The sequence below is a fragment of the Nonlabens marinus S1-08 genome (genome assembly GCF_000831385.1).
In the GTDB taxonomy this organism is placed as follows: domain Bacteria; phylum Bacteroidota; class Bacteroidia; order Flavobacteriales; family Flavobacteriaceae; genus Nonlabens; species Nonlabens marinus.
In genome coordinates, this window is record NZ_AP014548.1 from 437,556 (window position 1) to 462,950 (window position 25,395).

Below are 25,395 nucleotides of genomic sequence, written 5' to 3' on the forward strand. Positions count from 1 at the left end.
ATGCTGTGATTACGAAAAAACACGAGTCAAATATACTATTATTATGGTGTGGATTCCCGTTCAATAAGGGAAGTTTTTACGATAACGGTTTCGTAGCTTTCATCGATATCCTGTTTACTTTCAAGGCGTTCAATCAATTTAGCTGCAGCGAGACCTCCCATATCCTCGCCCTTTTGACCGATTGTCGTTAAGGTGGGACTGGCATATTTACTTAACATTCCATCTGTAAATGCTATGATAGCCACGTCATCAGGTATCGTTTTACCTAAATTTTGCAAAGCTTTACTCGCAGTCACTGCAAACAATTCATTGACCGCCACAATGCCATCGTATGAATCCTTCTTTAAAAAGTTTTCGATTTCTGTAGCACAATTTTCGGCATCCTCTATTTTGAGAACACTACTTTCTTTAAAATCTAAACCACGACCTATCACGGCATCTTTAAATCCTTGAGTACGCAGTCTTCCAACATTCACATAGTCTACCGTTGATATGATCGCTAGATTTTTGCGGCCTTTTCTCATAAGGAAATCTGCAGCGCTATAGGAAGCGGCAGCGTCGTCTATAATGATTTTATCGCAGGCAATACCTTCCACCACACGATCAAACATAACGATGGGCATCCCTTGATTCAGCACCTCTCTCAAGTGATGAAAGTCTTGCTTTTCCATAGTTTCTTTAGACAAACTCATGATAAAACCATCAATACTGCCGTTAGCTAACATATCCATATTAACCACTTCTTTCGCAAAACTTTCGCCAGATAGACATATAATGACTTGATATCCTTTCTCGTTAGCCACTTTTTCAATACCAGAAATGACCGTCGCAAAGAAATGGTGTACAATCTCAGGAATGATAATTCCTATTTTTTTGGTCTTTTGGTTCTTAAGACTTAGGGCAATATTGTTGGGTTTATAATTGTATTTTTTAGCATACTGCTTGATCTTTTCGCGGGTCTCTAGACTGATTTCGTGTGAGTCACGTAAAGCTTTAGAAACAGTAGAGATGGACACCTGTAAGTCCTGTGCGATCTTCTTCAAGGTAATTTTTTGAGCCATCAAATAAAATTTTAACTGTAGGGGTTTTCGCTTTCGCGAAAGCTAAATATACTCCTTATAACACAACTATAAAAAGTCGAAAACGTTTTCGTAGAAACTGTAGTTGAAAATATTTCTTAACGTTTTCTTTACATAGTTTTATCCCGTGTGAGAAGAAGACTGCCATTAACTATTAATTCAAATCTCAATAATGAATCAAAAATTTAAAATAGCCTTGTTATTTCTAGTGCTGCCGCTGCTTGCTATTGCGCAGCAAGTATCAGGAACTGTCACAGACGCTGCCAACAACCTCCCTATTCTAGGGGCTTCCGTTGTTGTAAAAGGAACCAGCAATGGTACTGCAACTGATTTTGATGGAAAATATTCGCTTAACAACATACCTCAAGGTGCTACCCTAGTTTTTAGTTACTTAGGCTTCGCGACCCAAGAGATTGAATATACTGGTCAAACTATTATAAATGCAATACTTGATGAAGATGCTTCACAATTAGATGCCATTGTCCTTATAGGTTATGGTAGTACCACTAAAGAGAATGTGACCGCAGCACAGACCACTGTAAGTGATGATGAGTTTAATACAGGTGCGATAGTATCTGCTGGACAACAATTAGCTGGTAAAGCGGCTGGTGTACAAGTGGTTGCAGCAAGTGGTAGTCCAGGGGACGGCCCTGTAATCCGAGTGCGTGCTGGTTCAACTCTTAGTGCATCCCAAGACCCACTTTATGTAGTAGACGGTGTGCCTCTTGATCAAGGTAATGCTAATTTAAACAGCTTGAACCCAAATGACATTGAAAGCTATACCATCCTTAAAGATGCAAGTGCTACCGCAATTTATGGTAACCGTGCTTCAAACGGTGTTGTATTAATTACCACTAAAAAAGGACAATTAAATAGTGATTGGGCGGTGAGCTATGACGCACAATTCGGTGTTAACAGAAACTTCAATCAAGTAGATGTTTTGACTGCAGATGAATTACGTGCGCTGGCAACGGAAAGAGGGGAAGACCTAAGCTTATTAGGAGACGCTAGTACAGACTGGCAAAACGAAATTTATCAAACGGGTACTACTGGTATTCACAACTTATCAATTTCTAAAGGTTGGGAGTCCACTTCCTTAAGACTAGGACTGGGACAAACCAATCAAGCAGGTACACTTATCGGGTCTGATTATAGTAGATCTACTTTAAATCTTGCATTAACACAGCGCGCTCTGGACAACAAATTGAAATTAACTTACACAGCTCAGGGTGCTTTAGAAAATAGAGGCTTTGCTGATGGTGGGGCTATAGGTAGCGCTATAGTATTTGACCCTACAAGGCCTGTAAGATCAACTGACCCTAATAGTTCGATTAACGGTTTCTTTGAATTTTTTAATGGTGGAACACCAGAGGTGAATGCACCTGCTAACCCAGTGGGTTTATTAGAGAGCCTTGATTCTCAAAATGACAATCATCAAATCAGAATGAACCTGAATGCTAACTATAAGCTTCCTGTTGACGGACTGGTTTTTGATGGTAACGCAGGTTTCGATTATAATGAGTTTGACTCTTTCTCTATAAGAACTGCTAATTCAAGAGCAGGCTTTTTTGATAATGGCTCAAGATCTTTTTCGTATGGATTGCGAAGAAACACCTTGTTAAACGGTCGATTGGACTATAAAAAATTCCTGGAGGCTATTGATACTGATTTTGAAGCTACAGTAGGTAGCAGTTATCAAGATTTTACAAGAGAAACATTCAGCAGAAATACCATTGATGGGTCATTCTCGGACTCAAATGGGGACCCAATACCTCTTCGGTTTTTCCCTGGGGACAATCGCTTGGTTTCTTTCTTCGGACGTTTGTCTTTTGATATAAAAGATTTAATTGTTTTATCAGGAAGTATTTCAAGAGACGGATCTTCTAGGTTTTCTCCTGAAGAAAGGTTTGGAACCTTCGGAGGCGCGAGTGCTGCTATCAAGTTAACTAACCTAGATTTTGTTCAAAACAGCAGCTTTATTTCTCAACTTAAATTGCGTGGTGGTTATGGTGTCACTGGTCAACAGGAAATCGGACCAGACTTCGCCTTCATTCAAGTGTTCACGCCGGGTCAATTACAATCTTCTATCCAACTAGGTGATACATTTTTACCTACCATACGACCTGAAGGCGCTCAAGATCTTAAATGGGAAGAAACTGCACAGTATAATGTGGGGATTGATTTAGGTTTTTTTGACGATCGATTAACCGGTAGCGTTGATGCTTATTACCGTGAGACTTCAGACCTTCTACAATTTGCACCTATTGCCGCTGGCGGGTTAGAAAACTTTGTACTACAAAATGTAGGAGACACAGAAAGTAGAGGACTTGAAATAGGAGTTAATGCAAAGTTGGTTAGGTCAGAAAACTTCAATTGGAATATAGGTGGTAACCTTACATTCAACGAGATTGAAATTACCAACCTTGCTGGACCTAATAACAATCCTGTTGCAGTGGGAGGAATCTCAGGTGGTGTAGGTAATAACATTCAAGAATGGGCGGTAGGCTCTGACCCTAGTTCATTTCATGTTTACCGACAAGTTTACGATCAAAATGGAAACCCTTTAGACGGCGTTTTCGTAGATGTAAATGGGGATAACGTTATTAATGAGGCTGATAGGGTACGTTACAAAAAAGCAAACCCAGATGCGTATTACGGATTTACCTCAAACTTGAATTATAAGGAATTCTTTATGAGTTTTACTTTGAGAGGATCTGCAGGACTATACAACTACAATAACGTTGATTCCAACTCAGCCACTTTCGAGAACATTTTCAATAATCCTGGAAATTATTACACTAATAGTACGACAGATGTATTGGAATCTCAATTTACAGATCCACAACTTTTTTCAGACTACTACGTTAGAAAGGCAGACTTTTTAAAATTAGACAATGCCACTATAGGTTACACATTCCTAGGTGACAAGGTCGACATTAGAACCTCCATTACTGGAACAAATTTATTTACCATCACAGATTATGATGGTCTAGATCCAGAAGTGTCGGGTGGTATAGACAACAACCTTTACCCAAGAAGTAGAACGGTTGTTTTAGGATTAGGATTTACACTTAAATAATATAGCTATGAAATTACACAAATATCTTTTCGGTGCTTTTCTTGCATTGCTAGTTTTCACTGGCTGCCAGGAAACGCTGGATTTAGAGCCAAGAGGTGAAGAACTTACCGCAGGCGATATACTTAAAGATCCAGATTCTTATCCAGGTTTGATTGCCAAAGTATATGGTGGATTGATCGTTGGAGGTCAAGAAGGCGGCGATGGAAATGCAGACATTAATGGAATTGATGGTGGATTCTCTAATTATTTACGACTATTCTGGTACCACCAAGAACTTTCTAGCGATGAAGCACTCATCGCATGGAATGATGGTACGATTAAAGATTTTCAACGTCAAACTTGGAATGATGGGAATGAATTTATAAGAGGTATGTACTCAAGGATCAATTATCAAATTGCCTTGTGTAATGACTTTCTAAGAAATACATCTGAGGCCAGTCTAGATTCTAATGGGATTCCAGAATCTGCTCGAGGACTGATCAGAGAATATAGAGAAGAAGCACGATTTTTGAGAGCCTATTCTTACTATCATGGTATGGATCTTTTTGGATCAATGCCTTTTCAAGATGAAAATACAGACCCTAATGTCCCTGGACAACTTATTACCAGAGCAGAATTGTTCAACTTTGTGGAATCTGAGCTTTTAGCTGTTGAAAGTACGATAGTTCCGGCACGTCAAAACGGCTATGGTAGAGCAGATCAAGCAACGGTGTGGATGACCCTCGCAAAAATCTACTTAAATGCTGAAGTTTATACAGGTACTGCTAGATATACAGATGTAGTTGATTATACCTCCCGAGTTATCAATGCAGGATATAGTGTGGACACAAACGCTCCTTATACAAATCTATTTTTAGCAGACAACAATTCTAATGGCTCACAAAATGAGTTTATCTGGACATTGAATTATGATGGTCAAAGAACCCAAACTTTCGGTGGAACAACTTTCCTTACTCATGCACCAGTAGGTGGTGACATGAATCCTAGTAACTTTGGGATCAATGGTGGATGGTTTGGCATTCGTACGACCCCTCAATTTGTAGCTAAATTTCCTGGCGAAGAAAATTCAGCAGATGGCAGAGAGCAGTTCTTCACGAACAATCAGACCAAACAAATTGCAGACGAGAGTCAATTTGGTCAAGGTTTTGCCATAGCAAAATTCAAAAATGTAGATGTTAATGGTAATCAAGGATCTGATGCTACCGGAGATTTTGTAGACATAGACTTTCCTGTTTACAGACTCGCTGATGCCTATTTGATGTATGCTGAAGCTGTAGTTCGAGGTGGAGGTGGTAGCCAAGCCCAAGCGGTTAACTACATCAACATCTTAAGACAAAGAGCCTATGGAAACAATGGCAGCAACATTACAGCCTCACAGCTTACTTTACCCTTTATATTAGATGAGAGGGCAAGAGAATTGTTTTGGGAAGCACATAGACGTCAGGATCTAATTAGATTCAATCAGTTTACTACAAATTATACATGGGCTTGGAAAGGCAACGTACAGACTGGAACCACAACTCCGGCATTCAGAAACTTGTATCCTATACCAGCAGAACAACTTAATCTTAATGATAATTTAGTCCAGAATCCTGGATATTAATATTCACCTCTTTAATAAAAACACAATGAAAAAAATCTATAGCTTATTTGTGGTTCTTGCGATCATAGCAGGAATCATAGCCTGTTCAGATAATGATGAGCAGTTTACATTAGACACGAATCAAAAAGGCGAATTGGTATTATCGCCTCAGTCCAGCAGTTTTGTGGTAACAGCTGATAATCAAGAAAACCTAGCAGAGCGTTTCAACTGGGAAGGTATTGAATTGACCCTTCCTGTAGCTCTAACTTATTCCGTTCAAATGGATAAAGCAGATGGTGATTATTCCGCACCCTACGTTTTGGCTCAATCATCTGGAACAGACACACCAATTACTTACGGCCAAATCAATGAAGCAGCACTTGCTTTAGGTGGTGAGAACGGTACTGTAGGTGTATATAAAGCTCGAGTAGTAGCAACTACAAATGATCCAGCAGTAAGCGCTATCACTTCTAGCGATGTATCTGTAACTGTAACTCCATTTGTAGGTTACCCTTATGATGTATTATACTTTGTAGGCGCAGGTTCTCCGTTACAAGACTGGAATAATGGTGATGGTAACAATGGTATTAATCCTCCATTATTCATCAATCCTGATAACAAAAATCAATTTTTCTTCACAGGACGTTTTTCTGCAGATGGTTACAAGATCCTTCCTCAGGTAGGTGCATGGCAACCACAATACGGTTCCCGTGGTGCTGCTAACCCTATTACTTTAAATGACGGTGGGAATGAGCCTGATCCTTTTAGCGTACCATCAGCAGGTTATTATACTGTTGAAGTAGACATTACTGGTGTTACAGGTACCTCTACAGGAAACGGTAGTTATTCAATGACTCCTTATCCAGCAGGTGATACGGCAACAACTTATACTTCTATCGGTATGTTAGGTAGTTCTTTCCCTACTGCACCTTTTGATACTAGTAATGACATCAACCTAGAGCGTTTTAAGCTTAATAATGGAAACAACTTTGATCCACACCTATGGGTAGCACGTAATGTGACTGTTACAGGTGGCGAGATGAAATTCAGAGCAAACGATGCTTGGGATACGAACTGGGGTGCTGGAACTGTTTATACAGGTAAAGGAGCGATGAACGGTGACAACGTTCCAACTGTTGCAGGAACTTATGATATTTTCTTTAGTGATTTAGATGGCCGATACCTGTTTGTTCCAAAAGAATAATTTAGGTTTATTCAATTAAGGGCTGTTCGCAGCCCTTTTTTTTTCTCAAATTTTAAATAGCATACCATGAATCATAGACTTTTACTCATTGCCCTGTTGATGTTCGCTTTCGCGAAAGCGCAATCACCAGTAACAACAGTACCAGCTACTCCTACTCAAGAGAGTTCTGTCAAACTAGTTTTTAATGCTGTCGGAACCGAACTTGAAAATGAGACAGGTCAAATTTATGCTTACACCGGTGTAAATATCAACGGCGAACGCTGGCAAAACATAAAAGTGCCTGCCTTTGATGAAAACAATGGTGCACCACTATTTGTAAGAACAGGAACTAACAGCTATGAGTTAGACTTTGGAATGTCAATCGAGCAGTTCTACAATGTACAGCCAGGAGATGTGGTGAGCGAAATCTGCCTAGTAGTCAGAAACTCAGACGCTACAAAACAGACCCGACCAGATATCTTCTTACCTGTTTTTTTACCAGGACTAAATGCGGTCATCACTGCCCCAGAAAACAATTCGATATATCAAGTTAATGAAACTCTGACAATTACCGCAGAAAGTTCGCAGTCGGCAGATTTACAACTCACTGTCAATGACATATCGATTGCGACTGCAAATGCATCGACTATATCTGAACCTTATACTTTCTCATCTTCTGGGAACTATGTGATAGGATTCACAGCAGATAACGGGAATCAAGTAGCAAGCGATAACAGGACCGTATTTGTACCTGGAGAGACTGTCGATGCAACACGTCCTGCAGGTTTAAAAAATGGTGTGAATGAAAATCCAGATGGTAGCGTCACCTTCTTGCTCGCTGCACCAGGAAAGACAGACGTCAATCTGTTAGGAAGTTTTACCAGTTGGAATTTAGAGACGGAGTACCAAATGTTTAAAGATGGGAATTATTTCTGGATCACATTACCAGCTAGTGAATTCACAGCAGGTGATTATTTCTCATACCAATACTTGGTTAATTTTGAAACTAAAATAGCAGATCCGTTCAGCACTCTGATCCTGGATGCTCAAAACGATCAATTTATCAAGCCGGGTAATTTCCCAAATCTACCAGCCTACCCTACTTCCCAGACCACGGGTGATGTAACCCTGCATAAATACAAAGAGGATCCATATAACTGGACGGTTAATAATTTTGAAAGACCGAATAATGAAAACCTTGTGATCTATGAACTGCTGGTACGTGATTTTTCAGAGGAAGATAGTTTTCAAGCAATAATCGATAGAATCGATTATATCGTCAATCTAGGAGTAAATGCGGTTGAATTTTTACCTTTAAATGAATTTGAGGGAACTGACAGTTGGGGTTACAACCCTAAGTTTCATGGCGCACTCGATAAAGCTTATGGAACTCCAGACAAATTCAAAGAATTAGTAGACCTACTTCACTCTAAAGGTATTGCTGTGATTGTAGATATCGTTTATAACCATGCTTTTGGTCAAAGTCCATTAGTACAAATGTGGCCAGATGACAGTGGATTTAATGCAGGTCCAGACAATCCATATTTAAATCAAACTCCTAGACACCCATTTAATGTTGGAACTGACTTTAATCATGAAAGCCCTTGGACTAAGGAGTACACAAAACAAACCATGCAGTATTTCTTGGATGAATTTAGAATAGATGGATTTAGATTTGACCTTTCTAAAGGATTTACTCAAACAAATACTGGAAATAATGTAGGAGCCTGGGGGCAGTATGATCAATCAAGAGTTAATATCCTATCTGAATACAGAGACTTTATCTTAGCCAATAACGATGACGACGTTTACTTGATACTGGAACATTTATCAGATAATCCAGAAGAAAAAGCACTTGCTGATATCGGATTCATGTTGTGGGGTAAAATGTCAACGGAATATAAGCAGAGTTCTCTAGGGTTTTCTAGCAATGCTAACGTTTTTAGAAGTTACTATACTTCACGTAATTATAATGATCAACACCTAGTGGCTTATTCTGAAAGTCATGACGAGCAACGCATCATGTATGAGACACTACAATTCGGTAACACGAGTAACTCTGCGCACCAAACTAGAAGTTTGCCAGTCGCATTAGATAGACAAGAAGCTATAGCTACTATTTTGTATACCATACCTGGACCAAAAATGCTGTGGCAATTTGGAGAGTTAGGTTATGATATCCCTATCGATCAAAATGGTAGAACAGGTAGAAAACCAGTTCCTTTTACAAACGGCTATGCAACTGATGCAGATCGTCTTGATTTATATGGTGTGACTAGTGAATTGATAAAGCTCAAAACAAAATACCCAGAGACCTTTAATAACACGGACAATGATCTTGATGTGAATGGCTTGGTCAAACGCATCACTCTCAATGGACCTAATTTTGATGTAGTAGTCGTGGCTAATTTTGACGTCACCTCTAAAAGCGTAGCTCCTAGATATACGCAAACTGGAACTTGGTATGAATATTTTACAAATACTACTACTAACGTTACCGATCAGAACTCGTTGATTACCGTGGAACCTGGTGGCTATAAACTTTATAGTACACAGCCGTTAAACACCACAGCGAGTCTAAATGGAATTACGCAAGTTAATTCAATACAACTCTATCCTAATCCAGCGTCTTCTAGTTTCCAATTGAGTGAAGCGGTAAATCAGGTGGAGGTATACAACATGACTGGTCAACGTGTTAAGGTTTTTGAGGGTAGCGCTTCGTCGTATGATATATCAGATTTAGCATCTGGGATGTATATTATCGAAACTGAAAATGCAGAAAACAACCGTTCATCTATCAAACTACTTAAAAAATGATGTAGTTCGTCTAATAATAGGCAGTAATGTTTGGAGAATCGGGTAAACTCAACTAAATTCACATTAGATAATTTGTTATAATCCCTAACTATAACTTTTATCTATTGAAGTAACCTTTACTCTTTTCAACATAATATGGTTACAAAACCTGCCTTTCCCAAGGCAGGTTTTTTTTTGATATTATTGGGACTTCTAATACTTTGATTAAGATACATTTGACTCCTAAATAAGAAATAATGAAAACTATTTTTAAAGTATCCCTATTCTCTCTAGCTCTAGCAGCTGCAATGGTTTCTTGTCGTAATGAAGAGGAGTCTGCAGATGACGCAGTTCAAGAAATGATCGAAAATGGCGATGAAGTAAAGATTAAAGAAGACAAGATCAAGATTGAAGACGCGGACGGTGACGAGACTAAAATCAAATATGACGAAAACGGTAACGTTGAAAAAATCAAAACCGACGATAACTAGTCATTTTTGACAAACATCACATGGAAAAGCCAGTCTATAAAGACTGGCTTTTTTTTATTTAAACAGTTGGCGTTCTAATATAAACGTCGTCAAAAGGGTATTGAAATCCTTCCGGATATCAAGGGGCATGTATTTTATACGGTATTGACCACAACGTATTCGTAGCTGTTCAAAATACTTTTGAACCGAATCGCTATAAGCTTCCTTCACATTATCTGCGTAAAGGTTTACATGTTCACCAGTTTCTACATCTAGGAAACGAGTAGGTCTATTCTCATATTCAAAATCAACTTCTAGCTTGCTATCAAAAACATGAAATAATACCACATCATGCTTGTTGTATTTCAAATGCCGCAACGCTTCAAATAGCTCATCCTCTTTGCGATCACTTTGAAACATGTCTGTAAAAAGTATGATTAAAGATCTACGCTTGATATTTTCTGCAATCTCGTGTAGGTATTTATAGGAATCTGTTGACTTTTGTTGTGCCTGCGTTGAACACATCAAGTTCAGCTGATCCAGCAGCATATTATGATGGCGTTCACTTCCTTTTTCAGGAGCGTAATATTCATAGGTAGAGGAATAGATGCTCAAACCTACAGCGTCCCTTTGTTTTTTCAACAGGTTCATAAGACTAGCCGCGGCAAGAGCAGAATAACCGATTTTATTCAACTCGCCCAACTCTTGCTTTTTGACTGCAGGAAAATGCATAGAAGAGCTGCTGTCCAGAATCAGATGACAACGCAAATTGGTTTCCTCGTCGTATTTTTTAGTGTAATACTTATCGGTCTTAGCGTATAGCTTCCAATCGATATGTCGCGTACTTTCTCCAGGGTTATAAATTTTATGTTCTGCAAACTCTGCACTAAAACCATGAAAAGGTGATTTATGCATCCCGCTGATGTAGCCCTCCACCACCTGACTAGCCAGCAGCGCCAGGTTTTTAAAGCCTTTAGTTTTATTAAGTTCTTGTTGCAGGTCCATAAAGTGAAGATACTAATTCGTAATCCATCGATCAACGCTGTGCCATCACAAATCCCTAGTTTCTTAAATAGGACTTAAGGCTTTCTCATATGAATACGGGACATAAAAAACCTGATCGTATTCATTAAAAAATAAAATCAGGTCTTCAATTATAAATGATAGTGTTCTAATAAACTTTTACCACCATTTTCCCTTTGTTCTTACCGTCAAACAAGTCAATGAAAGCTTGGGGTATTTCATCAAACCCTTCTACTATGGTCTCCTCATACTTTAATTTACCATCTTTCAACCAGCTGCCTAGTTGCTGGATTCCTTCAGCAAACCTATCCTCAAAGTTTCTAATGATGAATCCTTGAAGCTTCAAACTTTTCTTGACAATTTTAGTTTCTAATCTAGGTCCAGTTGGCTGCTCCGTTTCATTATACAGTGATATGGCACCACAATGTACCACACGACCGAATCTATTGATGTTTTCCATCGCTGCATCTAACGTATAACCTCCCACATTATCAAAATATACATCCACTCCATCAGGAGCTGCATCCCGAATGGCTTTACCCATATCGTCCGTCTTCTCATAATTGATAGCAGCGTCAAAATCAAACTTATCTTTTAATAAATCAATTTTTTCATCGCTACCTGCGATTCCAATCACACGACACCCCTTAATTTTTCCAATTTGCCCTACGACAGACCCAACAGCACCTGCGGCTCCAGAAACTAATAAAGTTTCTCCTTCTTTAGGTTCTCCAATAGTGGTCAACCCAAAATAGGCAGTCAGTCCCGTCATTCCTAAAATTCCAAGATAGGCACTTAAAGGAGCCTTTTCACTATCCACTTTACGCAAACCTTTCCCATCGCTCACTTGATACTCTTTCCATTCCATCATGCCCGTGAGAAAATCACCTTTTTTGAACTTCTCATTTTTGCTTTCCACCACCTCAGCCACCACTGCTGACGCTATAGGCTCATCAAGTTTAAACGGCTCGACATAAGATTTTTCATCCCGCATACGACCTCGTAAATATGGATCTACAGATACATATTTGCTTCTCAAGAGTACTTCACCATCCTTGGGTGTTGGCTTTTCTATTTCCTTAAATTCAAAATCGGTAGTCTCTGGTCTGCCCTTAGGTCTACTTTTTAATAATATGGTCTTATTCATGATTCTTGCTTTTCATTCAAGTTACAATTCCGAGGCTGATTCTGCTGTTGCAACAATCTTAAACTTGCAAGGTTTTCCGTTAAAAAAAATGATTTACTTGTTTGATTCATTTGATGTATTGTTCGCTTTCGCGAAAGCGAACTGCCCTCAAAATTTTGCATAAAAAAAGCCCATCGCAATGATGGGCTTTGTGCTTGTATGTATGGAGTCTTAGTTCAAAAGAGCATCCAATGCATCAGTATATGCATTTTTAGGAGCAACGCCTACTTGACGGCCTACTACTTCACCATTTTGGAACACCAATACGGTTGGAATGTTGCGCACTCCATATTTTGCAGCAAACTCTTGATTTGCATCTACGTCCATTTTACCGACAACTGCTTTGTCTGTATATTCTTCAGAAACCTCATCGATGATAGGTCCTACCATACGACATGGTCCACACCATGCTGCCCAAAAGTCAACCATTACTGGTTTGTCACTTTTAAGTACGGTTTCTTCAAAATTTGCATCTGTTATTTCTAGTGCCATGATTTCTTCTTTAATTGTTACCACCAAATTTAAATAAAACGTGTGTCAATTATCCTAAACTTATATTAGAGTTGCCTATAAAGGTATGCGATTACCCGATTACCCATTGACTCCATAGCCAATCTCTGCCTTATCAAGCATCTCTAGCAGCTCTGCAGTGACGTTTACTTTTTGCATTCTACTCGACATATTAATGGATATTTTTTCCTCATGATCTTTCAAGTTGAAATATAATTGTTGATCTCCCTTATGTTTTTCCAGTACTTCCTTCAACAGCGCCACGCGCTTATCCATGACCTCGCTCACATGAAACTCTATCGTTAAAGATTTTGCAGCACTTGACATAACGTCTTGTAATTGCTGCATATGGGTAAAAAGTACTCGTGGCTCTCTAGGCTTACCTGTATTTTTATCTGGCCAACCTTGCTGGATTTTAACCTTAGCATGAAGAAATGTATTAGGCACTAAAAAATGCCTGAATTTCAAATAGTCTTCCCCAAACAATCGGAACTCATACGTATCGTTATAATCTTCTACTGAAAAGAAGCCGTAGCCTTTCCCTGCCTTGCTCACGGCATGACGGCATTCCGTTACCACACCGCAAAAACTTAGGTCACGATTTACTAAAGTTTCTAACTCATTAAAATTAGCGAGTTCGCTGTTGCAGAAGAATTCCATCTCCTTTTTATAATCATCTAGCGGGTGTCCAGAAATATAAATTCCTACTACTTCTTTTTCTCGCTTCAACTTCTCCATGGTTCCCCAGTCCTCACAAATAGGTAGCTGAGGCTCTGGTATCTGCACGTCACTAGCCTCGCCAAAAAGGCTTACCTGTGCGCTGTTTTCGTTTTCTTGGAATTTTTGTGCGTATTTCACTACCAACTCTAAAAATATCTGGCCGTTGTCCATTTCATGGAAAAACTGCGCCCGATTCTCACCTCCTAGCCCGTCAAAACCACCGCTTAATGCTAATGCTTCAAAAGATTTTTTGTTAGCTGCTCTCAAATCAATACGCTTGGCCATATCAAAAATGCTGTGATAAGGCTTTTCCTTTCGGTTTTCGATTATGGTCATTACTGCATTGAAGCCAAGTCCTTTCACTGCTCCCATTCCAAAGCGGATAGCACCTTTAGCATTTACAGTAAATTTATAATTGGACTCATTCACATCTGGACCTAAAACATCAAGTCCCATACGACGGCATTCATCCATAAACTTAGTGACATCCTTGATCTGGTTCATGTTATTTGACAAAGTAGCCGCCATGAACTCTGCTGGATAATTTGCTTTCAAATAAGCGGTTTGATAGGCAATCCAGGCATAACAAGTGGAGTGAGACTTGTTAAAAGCATAAGATGCAAATGCTTCCCAGTCTTTCCAGACTTTTTCAAGCACCGTTCTATCGTGACCATTCCCTTCTCCAGCATCTAAGAATTGGGGCTTCATCTTTTGCAGGGTCGCCATTTGCTTTTTACCCATTGCTTTTCTCAAGACATCGGCATCACCTTTTGAGAAGTTTGCCAGTTTTTGAGAAAGTAGCATTACCTGCTCCTGATAGACGGTAATTCCATAAGTTTCCTTAAGGTATTCCTCCATGGCCTCTAGATCGTAAACAATTTCCTTGCGGCCATGCTTGCGATCAATAAATTCTGGAATGTATTCCAGCGGTCCAGGACGGTACAAGGCGTTCATGGCGATCAAGTCGGCAAACTGGGTAGGCTTGAGCTCCCGCATGTATTTTTGCATTCCGACACTTTCATACTGGAAAATGGCAGTGGTTTCCCCTCGCTGGAACAATTCATAGGTCTTGTCATCATCTAGCGGTATGGCTTCAATGTCCAGAGCTATACCATGGCGCTCTTTGATTATGGCCACAGTATCCTTAATTTGACTCAAGGTTTTCAATCCTAAAAAGTCCATTTTCAGTAACCCTGCGCTTTCTACGACTTCATTGTCAAATTGAGTGACATATAAATCAGAGTTTTTTGCGGTAGCGACTGGAACAAAGTTGGTCAAATCGTCTGGCGTGATAATTACTCCACACGCATGGACTCCCGTATTTCTTACAGATCCTTCAAGAATTCGCGCTTGTTTCAACATTTCAGCCACAGGGTCGTTGCCTTCTGCAAGGCCGCGTAGTTCGCGTACCATTTCAGCGTCCTCTCCACGGAAGCTGCTGCTTATTTCATTGTCTTCTAGTGCAAAAATCTTTTTCAGCTTCGCAAAATCAGGAATAAGTTTTGCTACACGATCAGCGTCTTGTAGCGGTAAATCTAAGGCTCGTGCACAATCTCTAATAGAAGATTTTGCTGCCATGGTGCCGTAGGTAATGATTTGTGCTACTTGTGAGGCTCCATATTTTTCAATCACATAATCCATCACTTTGTATCGATTTTCATCGTCAAAGTCAATATCAATATCTGGCATGGATACCCTATCTGGGTTTAGGAAACGCTCAAAAAGCAGGTCATAATGTATGGGATCTACATTCGTAATCTTTAAACAGTAGGCAACAGCACTACCTGCAGCAGATCCACGACCAGGACCTACTGCCACATCCATTTCTCTAGCTGCCTTGATAAAGTCCCAGGTGATCAAAAAGTATCCTGGATACCCTGTGTTTTTAATAACCTCTAATTCAAAGTCCAGTCGTTCCCTGATCTCATCGCTAAAATCATCGCCATAGCGCATCTTAGCCCCTTCATAAGTCAAGTGCCTTAAATAAGCATTCTCTCCGTTCTTCGTTTTATTCTCAGCATCAGTAGGGTCCACAAATTCTTGTGGAATATCAAAGGCAGGCAACAGTACATCGCGAGCTAGCTCATAAGCTTCTACTTTATCTACTACTTCTTGAACATTTAAAATCGCTTCAGGAAGGTCTTTAAATAGCTCTTTCATTTCCCGGCTGGATTTGAAGTAGTATTCTTGATTTGGTAAACCATACCTGTATCCGCGCCCGCGACCTATAGGTGTTGCCTGTTTTTCATTATCCTTGACACATAATAATATATCATGCGCATTAGCATCTTCTTTATGGACGTAGTAGGTGTTGTTTGAAGCCACCAGCTTTACATCATGGGTTTTAGCGAGTTCAATCAATACCGCATTGGCCCGTTGTTCATCTTCCTGACCATGGCGCATGATCTCTATGTATAGATCTTCGCCGAATTTTTCTTTCCACCATAGCAAGGCTTCCTCTGCCTGCTTTTCTCCTACGTTCAAAATTTTAGAAGGGACTTCTCCATATAAATTACCTGTAAGAATAATCAGGTCATCCTTATGCCGCTCAACCAACTTTTTGTCAATACGAGGTAGGTAATAAAACCCGTCGGTGTAGGCTTTGCTCGCCATTTTTGCAAGGTTGTGATAGCCGTTCTTGTTTTTGGCAATCATCACGATCTGATACCCGTTGTCCTTGATGGACTTGTCATTCATGTCTTCACAAACCTGAAACTCACATCCTATAATAGGTTTCATGGGCTGACGGTCTTGAAGATCTTCATTGCCGGCAAGGCTGGCATTATAAGCCTTTACTGCTTTTACAAAATGAAAAGCACCCATCATATTTGCATGATCTGTCATGGCTACTGCAGGCATTTCATTTGCAGCAGCAGCAGCTACTAAATCCTGAACGCTAGCGGTGGATTGCAGTATGGAAAACTGGCTGTGGTTGTGCAGGTGTGTGAAAGGTGCGGTACTGAGCTCATCCAGGTTTTCAGCAATTTCTTGCTTAGTTATTTCTGGCTCGGTGTGTTCTACCAGTTGCGCAGAAGCTTTCTTTAAATTGACATGCTGTAATCCTGCAGGCTGTATGGTTGTTGGGTTGCTTTCGCGAAAGCGAACTAAATAATCTGCATCTTGCTTTAATTGAGCGACAGTGTACTGCTGAAGCCTAACCAACTCAAAGAAACATCTTGTAGTTGCCTCAACATCTGCCGTGGCATTATGGGCTTCATTGAATGGTTGTTGGAATAAAAACTCATGCAGCTCCGTCAATGTAGGCAGCTTGAACTTGCCGTAACGACCTCCAGGCAGCTGACACAGTTGCGCTGTATGCTCTGTACAAGTATCGAGCACAGGAGTTTCTTGTAATGAATTAGTGATGCCAGCACGCTCAAACTCGGCACCGGTCACATTTAAGTCAAACTTTAAGTTTTGGCCTACAACAAAAGTAGTTTTGGCTAAAGCTGCATTAAATTTCTCTAGCATTTCCACTAGGGGAATCCCCTCTTCTTGAGCTAGAGCGGTAGATATACCGTGTATACGCTCTGCATCATAAGGTATGTCGAACCCGTCTGGTTTGATCAGGTAATCTTGATGATCGACCAGGTTTCCCATATCGTCGTGCAGCTGCCAAGCCATTTGTATCACTCGAGGCCAGTTATCAACATCTGTGATGGGCGCATCCCAACGTTTAGGAAGTCCAGTAGTTTCAGTGTCAAAGATTAAGTACATGTATGGAGCCTATATGAATTGCCTCATTGCCTATAATAGGCTAAAGACAAGCAGATTAAAATTAACAGAATCAGAAATTCAAGAATTTTAAATATATGTTTTTTAGTCCCTTTTTGAAAAAATTCTTATGAACAACGCCACATATCCATGAACATAAAAAAATCCCATCAACGTGATGGGATTTTTTTCAATCTGTAGAGAAGTTAATTTAAGCAATCGCTTCCATTTCGTTTACCTTATTCAAGGACTGTTGTATGGAATCTCTGTGTTTTGTCAATATATTTTTAGTAGAAGGTGGTAATGTAGTCTCATTAATGATCTCATTATACTCTTCTATTGCAGCTTTCTCTCCACGAATAGCTTCTTCAAGTATACTCTCTTCATTGTCACTACTAAAGGTAGATTTGATATTCATCCACGTTCTATGCATGTCACCTTTTACACTAGTACCTTTATCCGGTTCTTGTCCAAAAGTTTTCATTTCCGTCTTTAATTCATGACCGAAATTATATCGTTCTTGTTGTTGTCTATCGAAAAAACTTTTCAGTGCAATATTATCTACTTTTTCTTTAGCAAGTTTATAACCAGCTTCCGCATCGTAGTTCTTCTCTAAAAGTTCATTTAATTTATTTCCTATTTTATCTGTGTAGTTCATAATATTGGTTTGTATGGTTTTGATTATTAATTACTTCAATATAAGGTCAATACTCTATTTAAAAGACTGATTACCATTATCTTAAGTTAATATTGTACCGATTTTAACGTCAAAATGATTATTTATCGATTGTTGTTAAATTAATTAACTGTTTAAAAGGGTTTTTTCTCTTAACCACTAAATCTCTTCCATTCATTTGACCTACAGTTGTACCTTAAAAATGAAGAAGTGCTTACTGATGATTTTACTCAATACATATTTTACACAAAATCAAACACTTAATAGAATGACATCTACCAACTGTTCATGGCTTTTTTTAGAGGGACGCAGTAAGTCTTATAAAAATGTTATTGATCGATTATTGATTCTCAATGATGATCATTTGACGCTTTCGCGAAAGCGAAATGGAAAAAAGCCTGTTCACAACAAATGGAAGAATGCAGGATTCAAGTGTAGGAAACGGATTATTAATGAACTGTTATGCAGTCACATTCTATGATGAAACGGATGTTGATAACCATGTGAAAACGAATTTGCAGATCTTGTAAAATTTCCCCCATCTATCCCGACTTTTAAATTAATCAAGTTATTTAAAGTTTGCCCATGGAAATCACTCACATCAGAAAGAGAGACTTCAGCGTTAAGCCGTTCGATCTCAACAACATAACAAATGCAGTTTTTAAAGCATTATCTGCCGTAAACTCTGGAACTCAGGAAGACGCCCAAAACGTAGCCCTTGCCGTTTACCAAACCTTGATGAAGAGAAAGGATATTGACCCTAATTACATTCCTACCATCGAGCAGGTTCAAGATATTGTCGAGAACAAATTGATGGAGACTGAATTTCATGAGGCGGCCAAAGCATACATATTATATCGTAATCAACGTGCATTAGAGCGCAAGACTGATATTTTTGAGAAGCGAGTGAACTTAAAACCGTATGAGTATCCGCAGTTATATGATTACGTTCCAGCGATCAGACACTCCTACTGGATCCATACAGAATATAACTTTACAAGTGATATACAAGATTTTAAATCCCGCTTGACTCCATTGGAGCAAAGTGCGATTAAAAATACGATGCTTGCGATCTCTCAAATAGAGATTGCTGTAAAATCCTTCTGGGGAGACTTATACCACCGCATGCCTAAGCCAGAAATAGGCGCAGTAGGATCCACTTTTGCAGAAAGTGAAGTACGTCATGCAGATGCTTACTCTCACCTTATCGAAATTTTAGGATTGAATGAAGAATTCAAAAACCTTAAAAAGAAACCTGTAATCATGAAGCGTGTGCAGTATCTAGAAACTGCATTACGTAACTCTAAAGCAGACGATAACCAGAGTTATGCAGAAGCTGTTTTGCTTTTCTCTCTGTTTATTGAGCATGTTTCGCTATTCTCTCAGTTCCTTATCATCATGGGCTTCAATAAGCACAAAAATATGCTTAAGGGAATTTCTAATGTGGTAGAAGCTACCAGTAAAGAAGAGCAAATTCACGGTGACTTCGGTATTGACTTGATCAGAATTTTACGTGATGAGCAGCCAGAGTGGTTTACTGAAGAATACCATGAACGCATCAAACAAATGTGTATCAAATCCTTTGAATCAGAAAGCGCGCTTGTAGACTGGATCTTTGAAGAAGGAGAACTTGACTTCCTACCTAAGGCAGTTGTCAACGAATTTATCAAAAACAGATTCAACAACTCTCTTGCCAGCATCGGGATTGAGAAAGTGTTTGAAATCGACGAAGAACTAATCGCACAAACTGAATGGTTTGATGACGAGATCATTGCAACGAAACATGGAGACTTCTTTGTGAAGCGATCCATCAACTATACCAAAAGAGCCCAAAGTGTAACCAAAGACGACCTATTTTAATTATGAAAGAACAAACTACCACGACTCAAGAACAACAAAAGGTTGACGCAAACCAGAAGCTTGCTGATGCAAGAAAGGAAGCACTCAATGCTGCTAAACCTAAACAAGAAGCAGGTTTTGAATGGCTCAATGAAAACAGTCGTAACTTTCTAGAAGCGGGTTATCTGACCCCTGGTGCAACACCAGAAAGCCGTATGCGTGAGATCGCAGAGCGTGCTGAAGAAATTTTACAAATTCCTGGATACGCAGATAAGTTTTACGGGTACATGAGTGAAGGATTCTATTCCCTTGCGTCTCCCGTATGGTCCAACTTTGGAAAGCGTCGTGGCTTGCCTATTAGTTGTTTTGGTTCACACATTGACGATGATATAGGTAACATTTTATACTCACAATCTGAGGTTGGAATGATGTCTAAACTAGGTGGTGGTACATCAGGTTATTTTGGAAAAATACGCCATCGTGGTGCAGCTATTAAAAATAATGGCGAAGCATCTGGTGCGGTTCATATCATGAGATTGTTTGAATCCATGGTAGATGTTGTAAGTCAGGGATCTGTACGTCGCGGTCGTTTCTCACCTTACCTACCTGTAGAGCACCCAGACATTGAAGAGTTCCTAGAAATAGGAACGGAAGGAAATCCTATTCAGGAATTGACGCATGGTGTCACCGTGACGAATGAGTGGATGGAGCAAATGATCGCTGGAGATGAGAAAAAGCGTACCATATGGGCACGCGTACTGCAATCTCGTGGTGAAATGGGCTATCCATACATCTTCTTTACAGACAACGCTAACGACAATGCGGCAGATGTGTATCAGGATAAAAAGATGCCGATCTATGCGAGTAACCTGTGTACAGAGATCATGTTACCATCTAGCGATGAATATTCTTTTGTTTGTGTATTGTCCAGTATCAACCTATTGCACTATGACAAGTGGAAAGATACAGATGCGGTAGAAACTATGGTGTATTTTCTAGACGCTGTAATTACAGAGTTTCTTGACAAATTAGAAGCTTACAGAGACTCAGACAAATTAGACGATAGACAGACGTTCTTATTTATGGAACGCGCTTACAAGTTTGCTAAAGACAATCGTTCCCTAGGTCTAGGAGCATTAGGATGGCATTCCTTACTACAGTCTAAGAAACTTGCCTTTAACAGTCAAGAAGCTTTCAATTTAAATAGCGAGATCTTTAAAGCACTTAAAGATAAAAGCTATAAAGCGAGTGAAGAATTAGCACAAAAATTTGGTGAGCCTGAATTACTAAAAGGTTACGGTCGTAGAAATGCAACGCTTAATGCAATTGCTCCTACCACATCTAGTGCCTTCATCTTAGGTCAAGTATCTCAAGGTATAGAGCCTATCTGGTCTAATATTTATGTGAAAGATATTGCCAAAATAAAAACCACCATCAAAAACCCTTACCTAGAAGAGCTTCTAGAGGAAAAAGGAATGAACACTCAGGAAGTATGGCACGACATACGCAACTATGATGGTAGCGTACAACACCTAGATTTCTTGACAGAAAATGAGAAAGCGGTCTTTAAAACTTACAGCGAGTTGGATCAAATGGACATTATTTATCAAGCTGCCAACCGTCAGAACCACATCGATCAAGGTCAGTCCGTGAACATCATTGTTCATCCAGACATGGCTACTAAGGATGTGAACAAGATTCACATTACAGCCTGGAAGCTAGGATTGAAGTCCTTATACTACCAGCACAGTATGAATGCTGCACAAAAGTTCAAGCAGAAAAAGGAGTGTGTAAGCTGTGAAGCTTAAGACTTTCTAACCTTTTAAAAAGCCGTCTAATTCCAATGGAGTTAGACGGCTTTTTTATGATGGTGAAATAATAAAGGGATTTTCGCTTTCGCGAAAGCATCAAGAGCTATGATTTAAAACAAACTCTATTTATGAGACTTTGCGGCTGCTATTGCCTCTAAATCGGCATACCATTTTTTACCAAACTTGCGAATCAACGATTCTTTCAAAAACTTATAGACCGGAACACCTAACTCCTCACCTAGCTCACATGCGTCATCGCATATTTGCCACTTGTGATAATTGACTGCTGTAAAGTCTGTGTATTCTTGAAGCCGCACAGGATATAGGTGACAGGAAATAGGTTTGTAAAATTGTGTTGCGCCATCTCGATAAGCGGCCTCGATACCGCAAAGTGCAGTCCCATCCTTTTTAAAGGTCGTATAAGCACATTCCGCATTATTGACTAGAGGTGTTTCTAGCTCTCCGTTTTCTCTCTCAATCCAGGTACCTTGAGCTTCAATAGCATCAATTCCCTCTTGCCTTAGATAAGGTTTGATGGCTGCATATTCCTGATCGAGAATATCCAGTTCCTTTTGTTCCAACGGCGCACCTGCCTCGCCGGCCACACAGCAAATTCCCTTACATGCGGTAAGATTGCAAACGAAGTCTTTATCCAATACATCGTCTGAAATTATTGTTTTTCCTAGTTGAAACATATCAAAGATTTGATTGTACAAATATAAAGTGCGAGAATGGAGACGGCTGCTTTCAAGGCTGTTGATTTAATCGCTTTTTGATAACTCAAACTTAACAGCGAGGAAGAGTCGTTAAACCCCTAAAAGGCAGTACTTTTGCACGCCGAAAAAAAGGGAGCCATGAATTTAAGTGTAGTTTCAGACTTTTTCAAGTCCGTTAATGTAAAGGAGATTTTTACTGCGAGTATGATACTCTTTGCGGTGATCGATATTATAGGTAGCATTCCTATAATCGTTGACTTAAGACGTAAAGTGGGGCATGTTCAAAGTGAGAAAGCTTCTATCGTGGCCGGATTACTCATGATTGTTTTCATGTTTGTAGGCGAGAGCATGCTGCACTTGATAGGTATTGACGTGAACTCTTTTGCGGTTGCAGGAGCGTTTATCATCTTTTTCATTGCCCTAGAAATGATTCTAGGGGTACAATTGTACAAAGATGAACAACCAGAAACAGCAGCAATCATCCCTATAGCTTTCCCGCTGATTGCAGGCGCAGGAACTTTGACCTCAGTATTATCACTAAGATCAGAATATAGTGCTGTGAATATTATTGCAGCGATTCTAATCAATATAATTTTTGTGTATATCGTCCTCAAAAACTCAGGTCGTATCGAGAAAGTATTAGGGAAACAAGGGATTAGTGTGGCTAGAAAAATCTTTGGGGTTATCTTGCTGGCGATAGCTGTTAAACTATTTGCGACTAACGTAAAAGAATTATTTTAAACATGAAGTACATCGTTTATATCCTAATGGTATTAGCCATTTCAAGCCTGGTTTTCAATGCATTCAAACTAGATTTTTCAAACTTATTTGTGGGAGAAAGTCAGATTGCAGTCATCAGTGTAGTAGCATCACTGTGTGTAGTTGTGTTGCTTAGCATTCTCCTGTTATCTTATAAAATTAAGGAGCGTCAGGAATCCTAGCGAGACTGTGTGCTTAGCTCTACCAGTCGATCGATGACCTTATTTCGAGTGTTGAGCAACTTCACTTTAAGCTCTGTTCCATATAGCTGTTCTGCTAGAGAGGATTTAATTAAAAGTGTCATGAAATCTCTATTCCCAGTAAGCCGTAAAGAGTTGTTGTAACGCCGTGCGTTTTGGTAAAAAGTGAGCAGTAAGCTTTCTGGAACTTGATAGCTGTCCATGAATTCCTTTTGCTTCATGTTTCTCAAGAACTTGCCCTCTTTTTGCAAATAATCATTAGCCACTCGATCAGCGAATCCGGTACGCGCAAAATAATCTAAGATTTGCGCTTCATACCCTAAAGGACCAGAGACAAATACATCTGGTATGATACCGCCGCCGCCATACAACACTTTGCCACCTGGAGTTTTATACCTCAAGGAGTCATTTACTTCAATATTATTCTTATCAGTCAGCTCTCCATTTTCATAGCGCTTTAAATATTCATTGAAATAATCTTCGTTTCCTTTATTATAAGGTCTCTGAATGCTGCGACCTGTAGGAGTATAATATCGTGCTACGGTCAATCTCACGGCACTCCCGTCCCCCAGTTGCATCTCTTGCTGCACCAACCCTTTACCGAAGCTACGTCTGCCTATAATTGTCCCTTTATCATTATCCTGTAGAGCACCTGCCACTACCTCACTGGCACTGGCACTGTTTTCATTTATGAGGATAAATACTTTCTTGTCCTCAAAATCACCATTCTCAGTTGCGTAACTATCTTTTCTTTGATTGTTCCGGTCTTTTTGAAAAAGTATCAATTGATCCTCACGTAAGAATTCATCTGCCATATCAATAGCTGCATTCAATACACCACCTGGATTATCTTGTAAGTCAACTGCTAGCTGCGTGGCACCTTGAGCTTCTAGTTTGTGCACTGCCTTTTTGAATTCTTGACTGGTAGTTTCTGTAAACCGGTTGACTTTGATATACCCTAATTGATCTGTGAGCATGTATGCTGCGTCTACACTTTCGATAGCCACATCACCGCGCACGACAGGAACATACACCACAGCTTCATCTCCAGGTTTTAGAATTCCTAGGGTGATTTTGCTTCCTTTTTGTCCTTTAAGCGCTTCTGTTGAAAGTTTATCTTCACCAAAAAGGGGTTTCCCATCTAGGTACAAGATTTTATCACCACTCTTGATTCCAGCATTTTCACTAGGCCCTTTTTTTACGGTAGAAAGCACCGCTATAGTATCCTGATTCACAAAGTACCGAATACCGATACCCACAAAATTACCACGTAAATCGTCTGATGCTGCCTGAGCTTGATCTGTTGAAATGTAAACGGAATGTGGGTCTAAATTTTGAAGAATGCCGTTGACAGCCACGTCAACGATACTGTCTGTGTTGACCTCATCGACATAGCGCTGGTCGATAATGTCGATCAACCGGTTCAGCTTGCGCTTTTTGACACTAGAATTTGAGGTGAAACCATTATCCAATCCATTTACTGACAACAAGTTGCCTAGGAAAACCCCTAGACCCAAAAAGAGTCCCAAAAATAATGGATAGTATATGTAGCGTTTTTTCATTAATCAAGGTCGGTAATGTGCTCTATTACAACGCCCGCTTTCTCTAGGAATTGCAGACCGCTGTTGTCTTTATATGCCTGATGGTACACTACACGTTTAATGCCGCTTTGATAAATCAACTTGCTGCACTGCTGGCAAGGCGACATGGTAATATATAAAGTGGCACCATGACAAGATTGTGTGCTGCCCGCCACTTTCAATATAGCGTTTGCTTCAGCATGCAGTACGTACCATTTCGTATACCCTTCCTCATCCTCACAAAAATTTTCAAATCCACTGGGCGTACCGTTATACCCATCGCTTATAATCATGCGATCGCGTACAATAAGCGCTCCTACTTTCCGGCGTTTGCAATAGGATAATTGTGCCCATTCTCGCGCCATTCGCAAGTATGCTACATCGTACTTATGCTGTTTTTCTGCTTTCAATTTTACTGCTATGTTTTGCTGTTGTAGTGAGTTCGCTTTCGCGAAAGCGAAATTCATTAAAA

General features: G+C 39.7%; 19 protein-coding genes. 10 read left to right on the forward strand and 9 right to left on the reverse strand.

Translation table 11 applies throughout. The features are described 5' to 3' along the window. Positions 1–41 precede the first annotated feature (41 nt). Complete coding sequence (locus NMS_RS02030) at positions 42–1,061, reverse strand: LacI family DNA-binding transcriptional regulator (protein ID WP_041495151.1); 1,020 nt, start codon at positions 1,059–1,061, stop codon at positions 42–44. Between the two features lie 190 nt (positions 1,062–1,251). Between NMS_RS02030 and NMS_RS02035 the strand changes: the two genes are divergently transcribed. The 5 genes from NMS_RS02035 (at position 1,252) to NMS_RS02055 (ending at position 10,210) form a co-directional block, all read left to right on the forward strand. Then, positions 1,252–4,158, forward strand: coding sequence for a SusC/RagA family TonB-linked outer membrane protein (locus NMS_RS02035; RefSeq protein WP_041495152.1), 2,907 nt, complete (start codon positions 1,252–1,254; stop codon positions 4,156–4,158). Positions 4,159–4,165: 7 nt separating this feature from the next. Continuing rightward, complete coding sequence (locus tag NMS_RS02040; RefSeq protein ID WP_041495153.1) at positions 4,166–5,761, forward strand: RagB/SusD family nutrient uptake outer membrane protein; 1,596 nt, start codon at positions 4,166–4,168, stop codon at positions 5,759–5,761. A gap of 25 nt (positions 5,762–5,786) precedes the next feature. Beyond that, a complete protein-coding gene (locus NMS_RS02045; protein WP_041495154.1) occupies positions 5,787–6,944 on the forward strand; it encodes a SusE domain-containing protein in 1,158 nt (385 codons plus the stop codon). A 66-nt stretch (positions 6,945–7,010) separates the two neighbouring features. After that, complete coding sequence (locus tag NMS_RS02050; RefSeq protein WP_052476645.1) at positions 7,011–9,740, forward strand: alpha-amylase family glycosyl hydrolase; 2,730 nt, start codon at positions 7,011–7,013, stop codon at positions 9,738–9,740. A gap of 236 nt (positions 9,741–9,976) precedes the next feature. Beyond that, entirely contained in the window at positions 9,977–10,210 is a 234-nt protein-coding gene (locus tag NMS_RS02055) for a hypothetical protein (protein WP_052476647.1), read from the forward strand. A gap of 54 nt (positions 10,211–10,264) precedes the next feature. On the opposite strand, the gene NMS_RS02060 is transcribed toward NMS_RS02055, so the two are convergent. The 5 genes from NMS_RS02060 to NMS_RS02080 form a co-directional block, all read right to left on the reverse strand. Beyond that, the gene (locus tag NMS_RS02060) at positions 10,265–11,194 is read right to left on the reverse strand and encodes a DUF58 domain-containing protein (protein ID WP_041495155.1); all 930 of its coding nucleotides are present in this window, start codon (positions 11,192–11,194) and stop codon (positions 10,265–10,267) included. 166 nt (positions 11,195–11,360) lie between these two features. Further along, positions 11,361–12,359 carry an NADP-dependent oxidoreductase gene (locus tag NMS_RS02065; protein ID WP_041495156.1) on the reverse strand — a complete coding sequence of 333 codons (999 nt, stop codon included), beginning with the start codon at positions 12,357–12,359 and terminating at the stop codon, positions 11,361–11,363. Positions 12,360–12,569: 210 nt separating this feature from the next. Then, positions 12,570–12,890, reverse strand: coding sequence for a thioredoxin (gene trxA, locus NMS_RS02070; protein WP_041497380.1), 321 nt, complete (start codon positions 12,888–12,890; stop codon positions 12,570–12,572). A gap of 99 nt (positions 12,891–12,989) precedes the next feature. Then, entirely contained in the window at positions 12,990–17,345 is a 4,356-nt protein-coding gene (gene dnaE / locus NMS_RS02075; protein ID WP_041495157.1) for a DNA polymerase III subunit alpha, read from the reverse strand. 208 nt (positions 17,346–17,553) lie between these two features. Continuing rightward, complete coding sequence (locus NMS_RS02080) at positions 17,554–18,000, reverse strand: ferritin-like domain-containing protein (protein ID WP_041495158.1); 447 nt, start codon at positions 17,998–18,000, stop codon at positions 17,554–17,556. A 220-nt stretch (positions 18,001–18,220) separates the two neighbouring features. On the opposite strand from NMS_RS02080, the gene NMS_RS13800 reads away from it, so the two are divergent. From NMS_RS13800 to NMS_RS02090, 3 genes are all read left to right on the forward strand, one after another. Further along, complete coding sequence (locus NMS_RS13800) at positions 18,221–18,499, forward strand: hypothetical protein (protein WP_158448945.1); 279 nt, start codon at positions 18,221–18,223, stop codon at positions 18,497–18,499. 104 nt (positions 18,500–18,603) lie between these two features. Then, positions 18,604–19,878, forward strand: a complete 1,275-nt coding sequence (locus tag NMS_RS02085; RefSeq protein ID WP_041495159.1) for a ribonucleotide-diphosphate reductase subunit beta — start codon at positions 18,604–18,606, stop codon at positions 19,876–19,878. Positions 19,879–19,880: 2 nt separating this feature from the next. Next, positions 19,881–21,665, forward strand: coding sequence for a ribonucleoside-diphosphate reductase subunit alpha (locus NMS_RS02090; RefSeq protein WP_041495160.1), 1,785 nt, complete (start codon positions 19,881–19,883; stop codon positions 21,663–21,665). Positions 21,666–21,790: 125 nt separating this feature from the next. Here the strand turns inward: NMS_RS02090 and NMS_RS02095 are convergent, their stop codons facing one another. Then, entirely contained in the window at positions 21,791–22,363 is a 573-nt protein-coding gene (locus NMS_RS02095) for a DUF3109 family protein (RefSeq protein WP_041495161.1), read from the reverse strand. Between the two features lie 159 nt (positions 22,364–22,522). On the opposite strand from NMS_RS02095, the gene NMS_RS02100 reads away from it, so the two are divergent. After that, a complete protein-coding gene (locus NMS_RS02100; protein ID WP_052476649.1) occupies positions 22,523–23,125 on the forward strand; it encodes a MarC family protein in 603 nt (200 codons plus the stop codon). A gap of 2 nt (positions 23,126–23,127) precedes the next feature. Then, the gene (locus NMS_RS02105; RefSeq protein WP_041495162.1) at positions 23,128–23,325 is read left to right on the forward strand and encodes a hypothetical protein; all 198 of its coding nucleotides are present in this window, start codon (positions 23,128–23,130) and stop codon (positions 23,323–23,325) included. Here the strand turns inward: NMS_RS02105 and NMS_RS02110 are convergent. Both NMS_RS02110 and NMS_RS02115 read right to left on the reverse strand, forming a co-directional pair. Further along, on the reverse strand, positions 23,322–24,905 hold the full coding sequence (locus NMS_RS02110; RefSeq protein ID WP_041495163.1) for a S41 family peptidase: 1,584 nt from the start codon (positions 24,903–24,905) through the stop codon (positions 23,322–23,324). The genes NMS_RS02105 and NMS_RS02110 overlap by 4 nt on opposite strands. Next, positions 24,905–25,333: a deoxycytidylate deaminase gene (locus NMS_RS02115; protein WP_041497383.1), complete on the reverse strand. Its 429-nt coding sequence runs from the start codon at positions 25,331–25,333 to the stop codon at positions 24,905–24,907. Before NMS_RS02115 ends, NMS_RS02110 begins: the two co-directional genes overlap by 1 nt. Positions 25,334–25,395 lie beyond the last annotated feature (62 nt).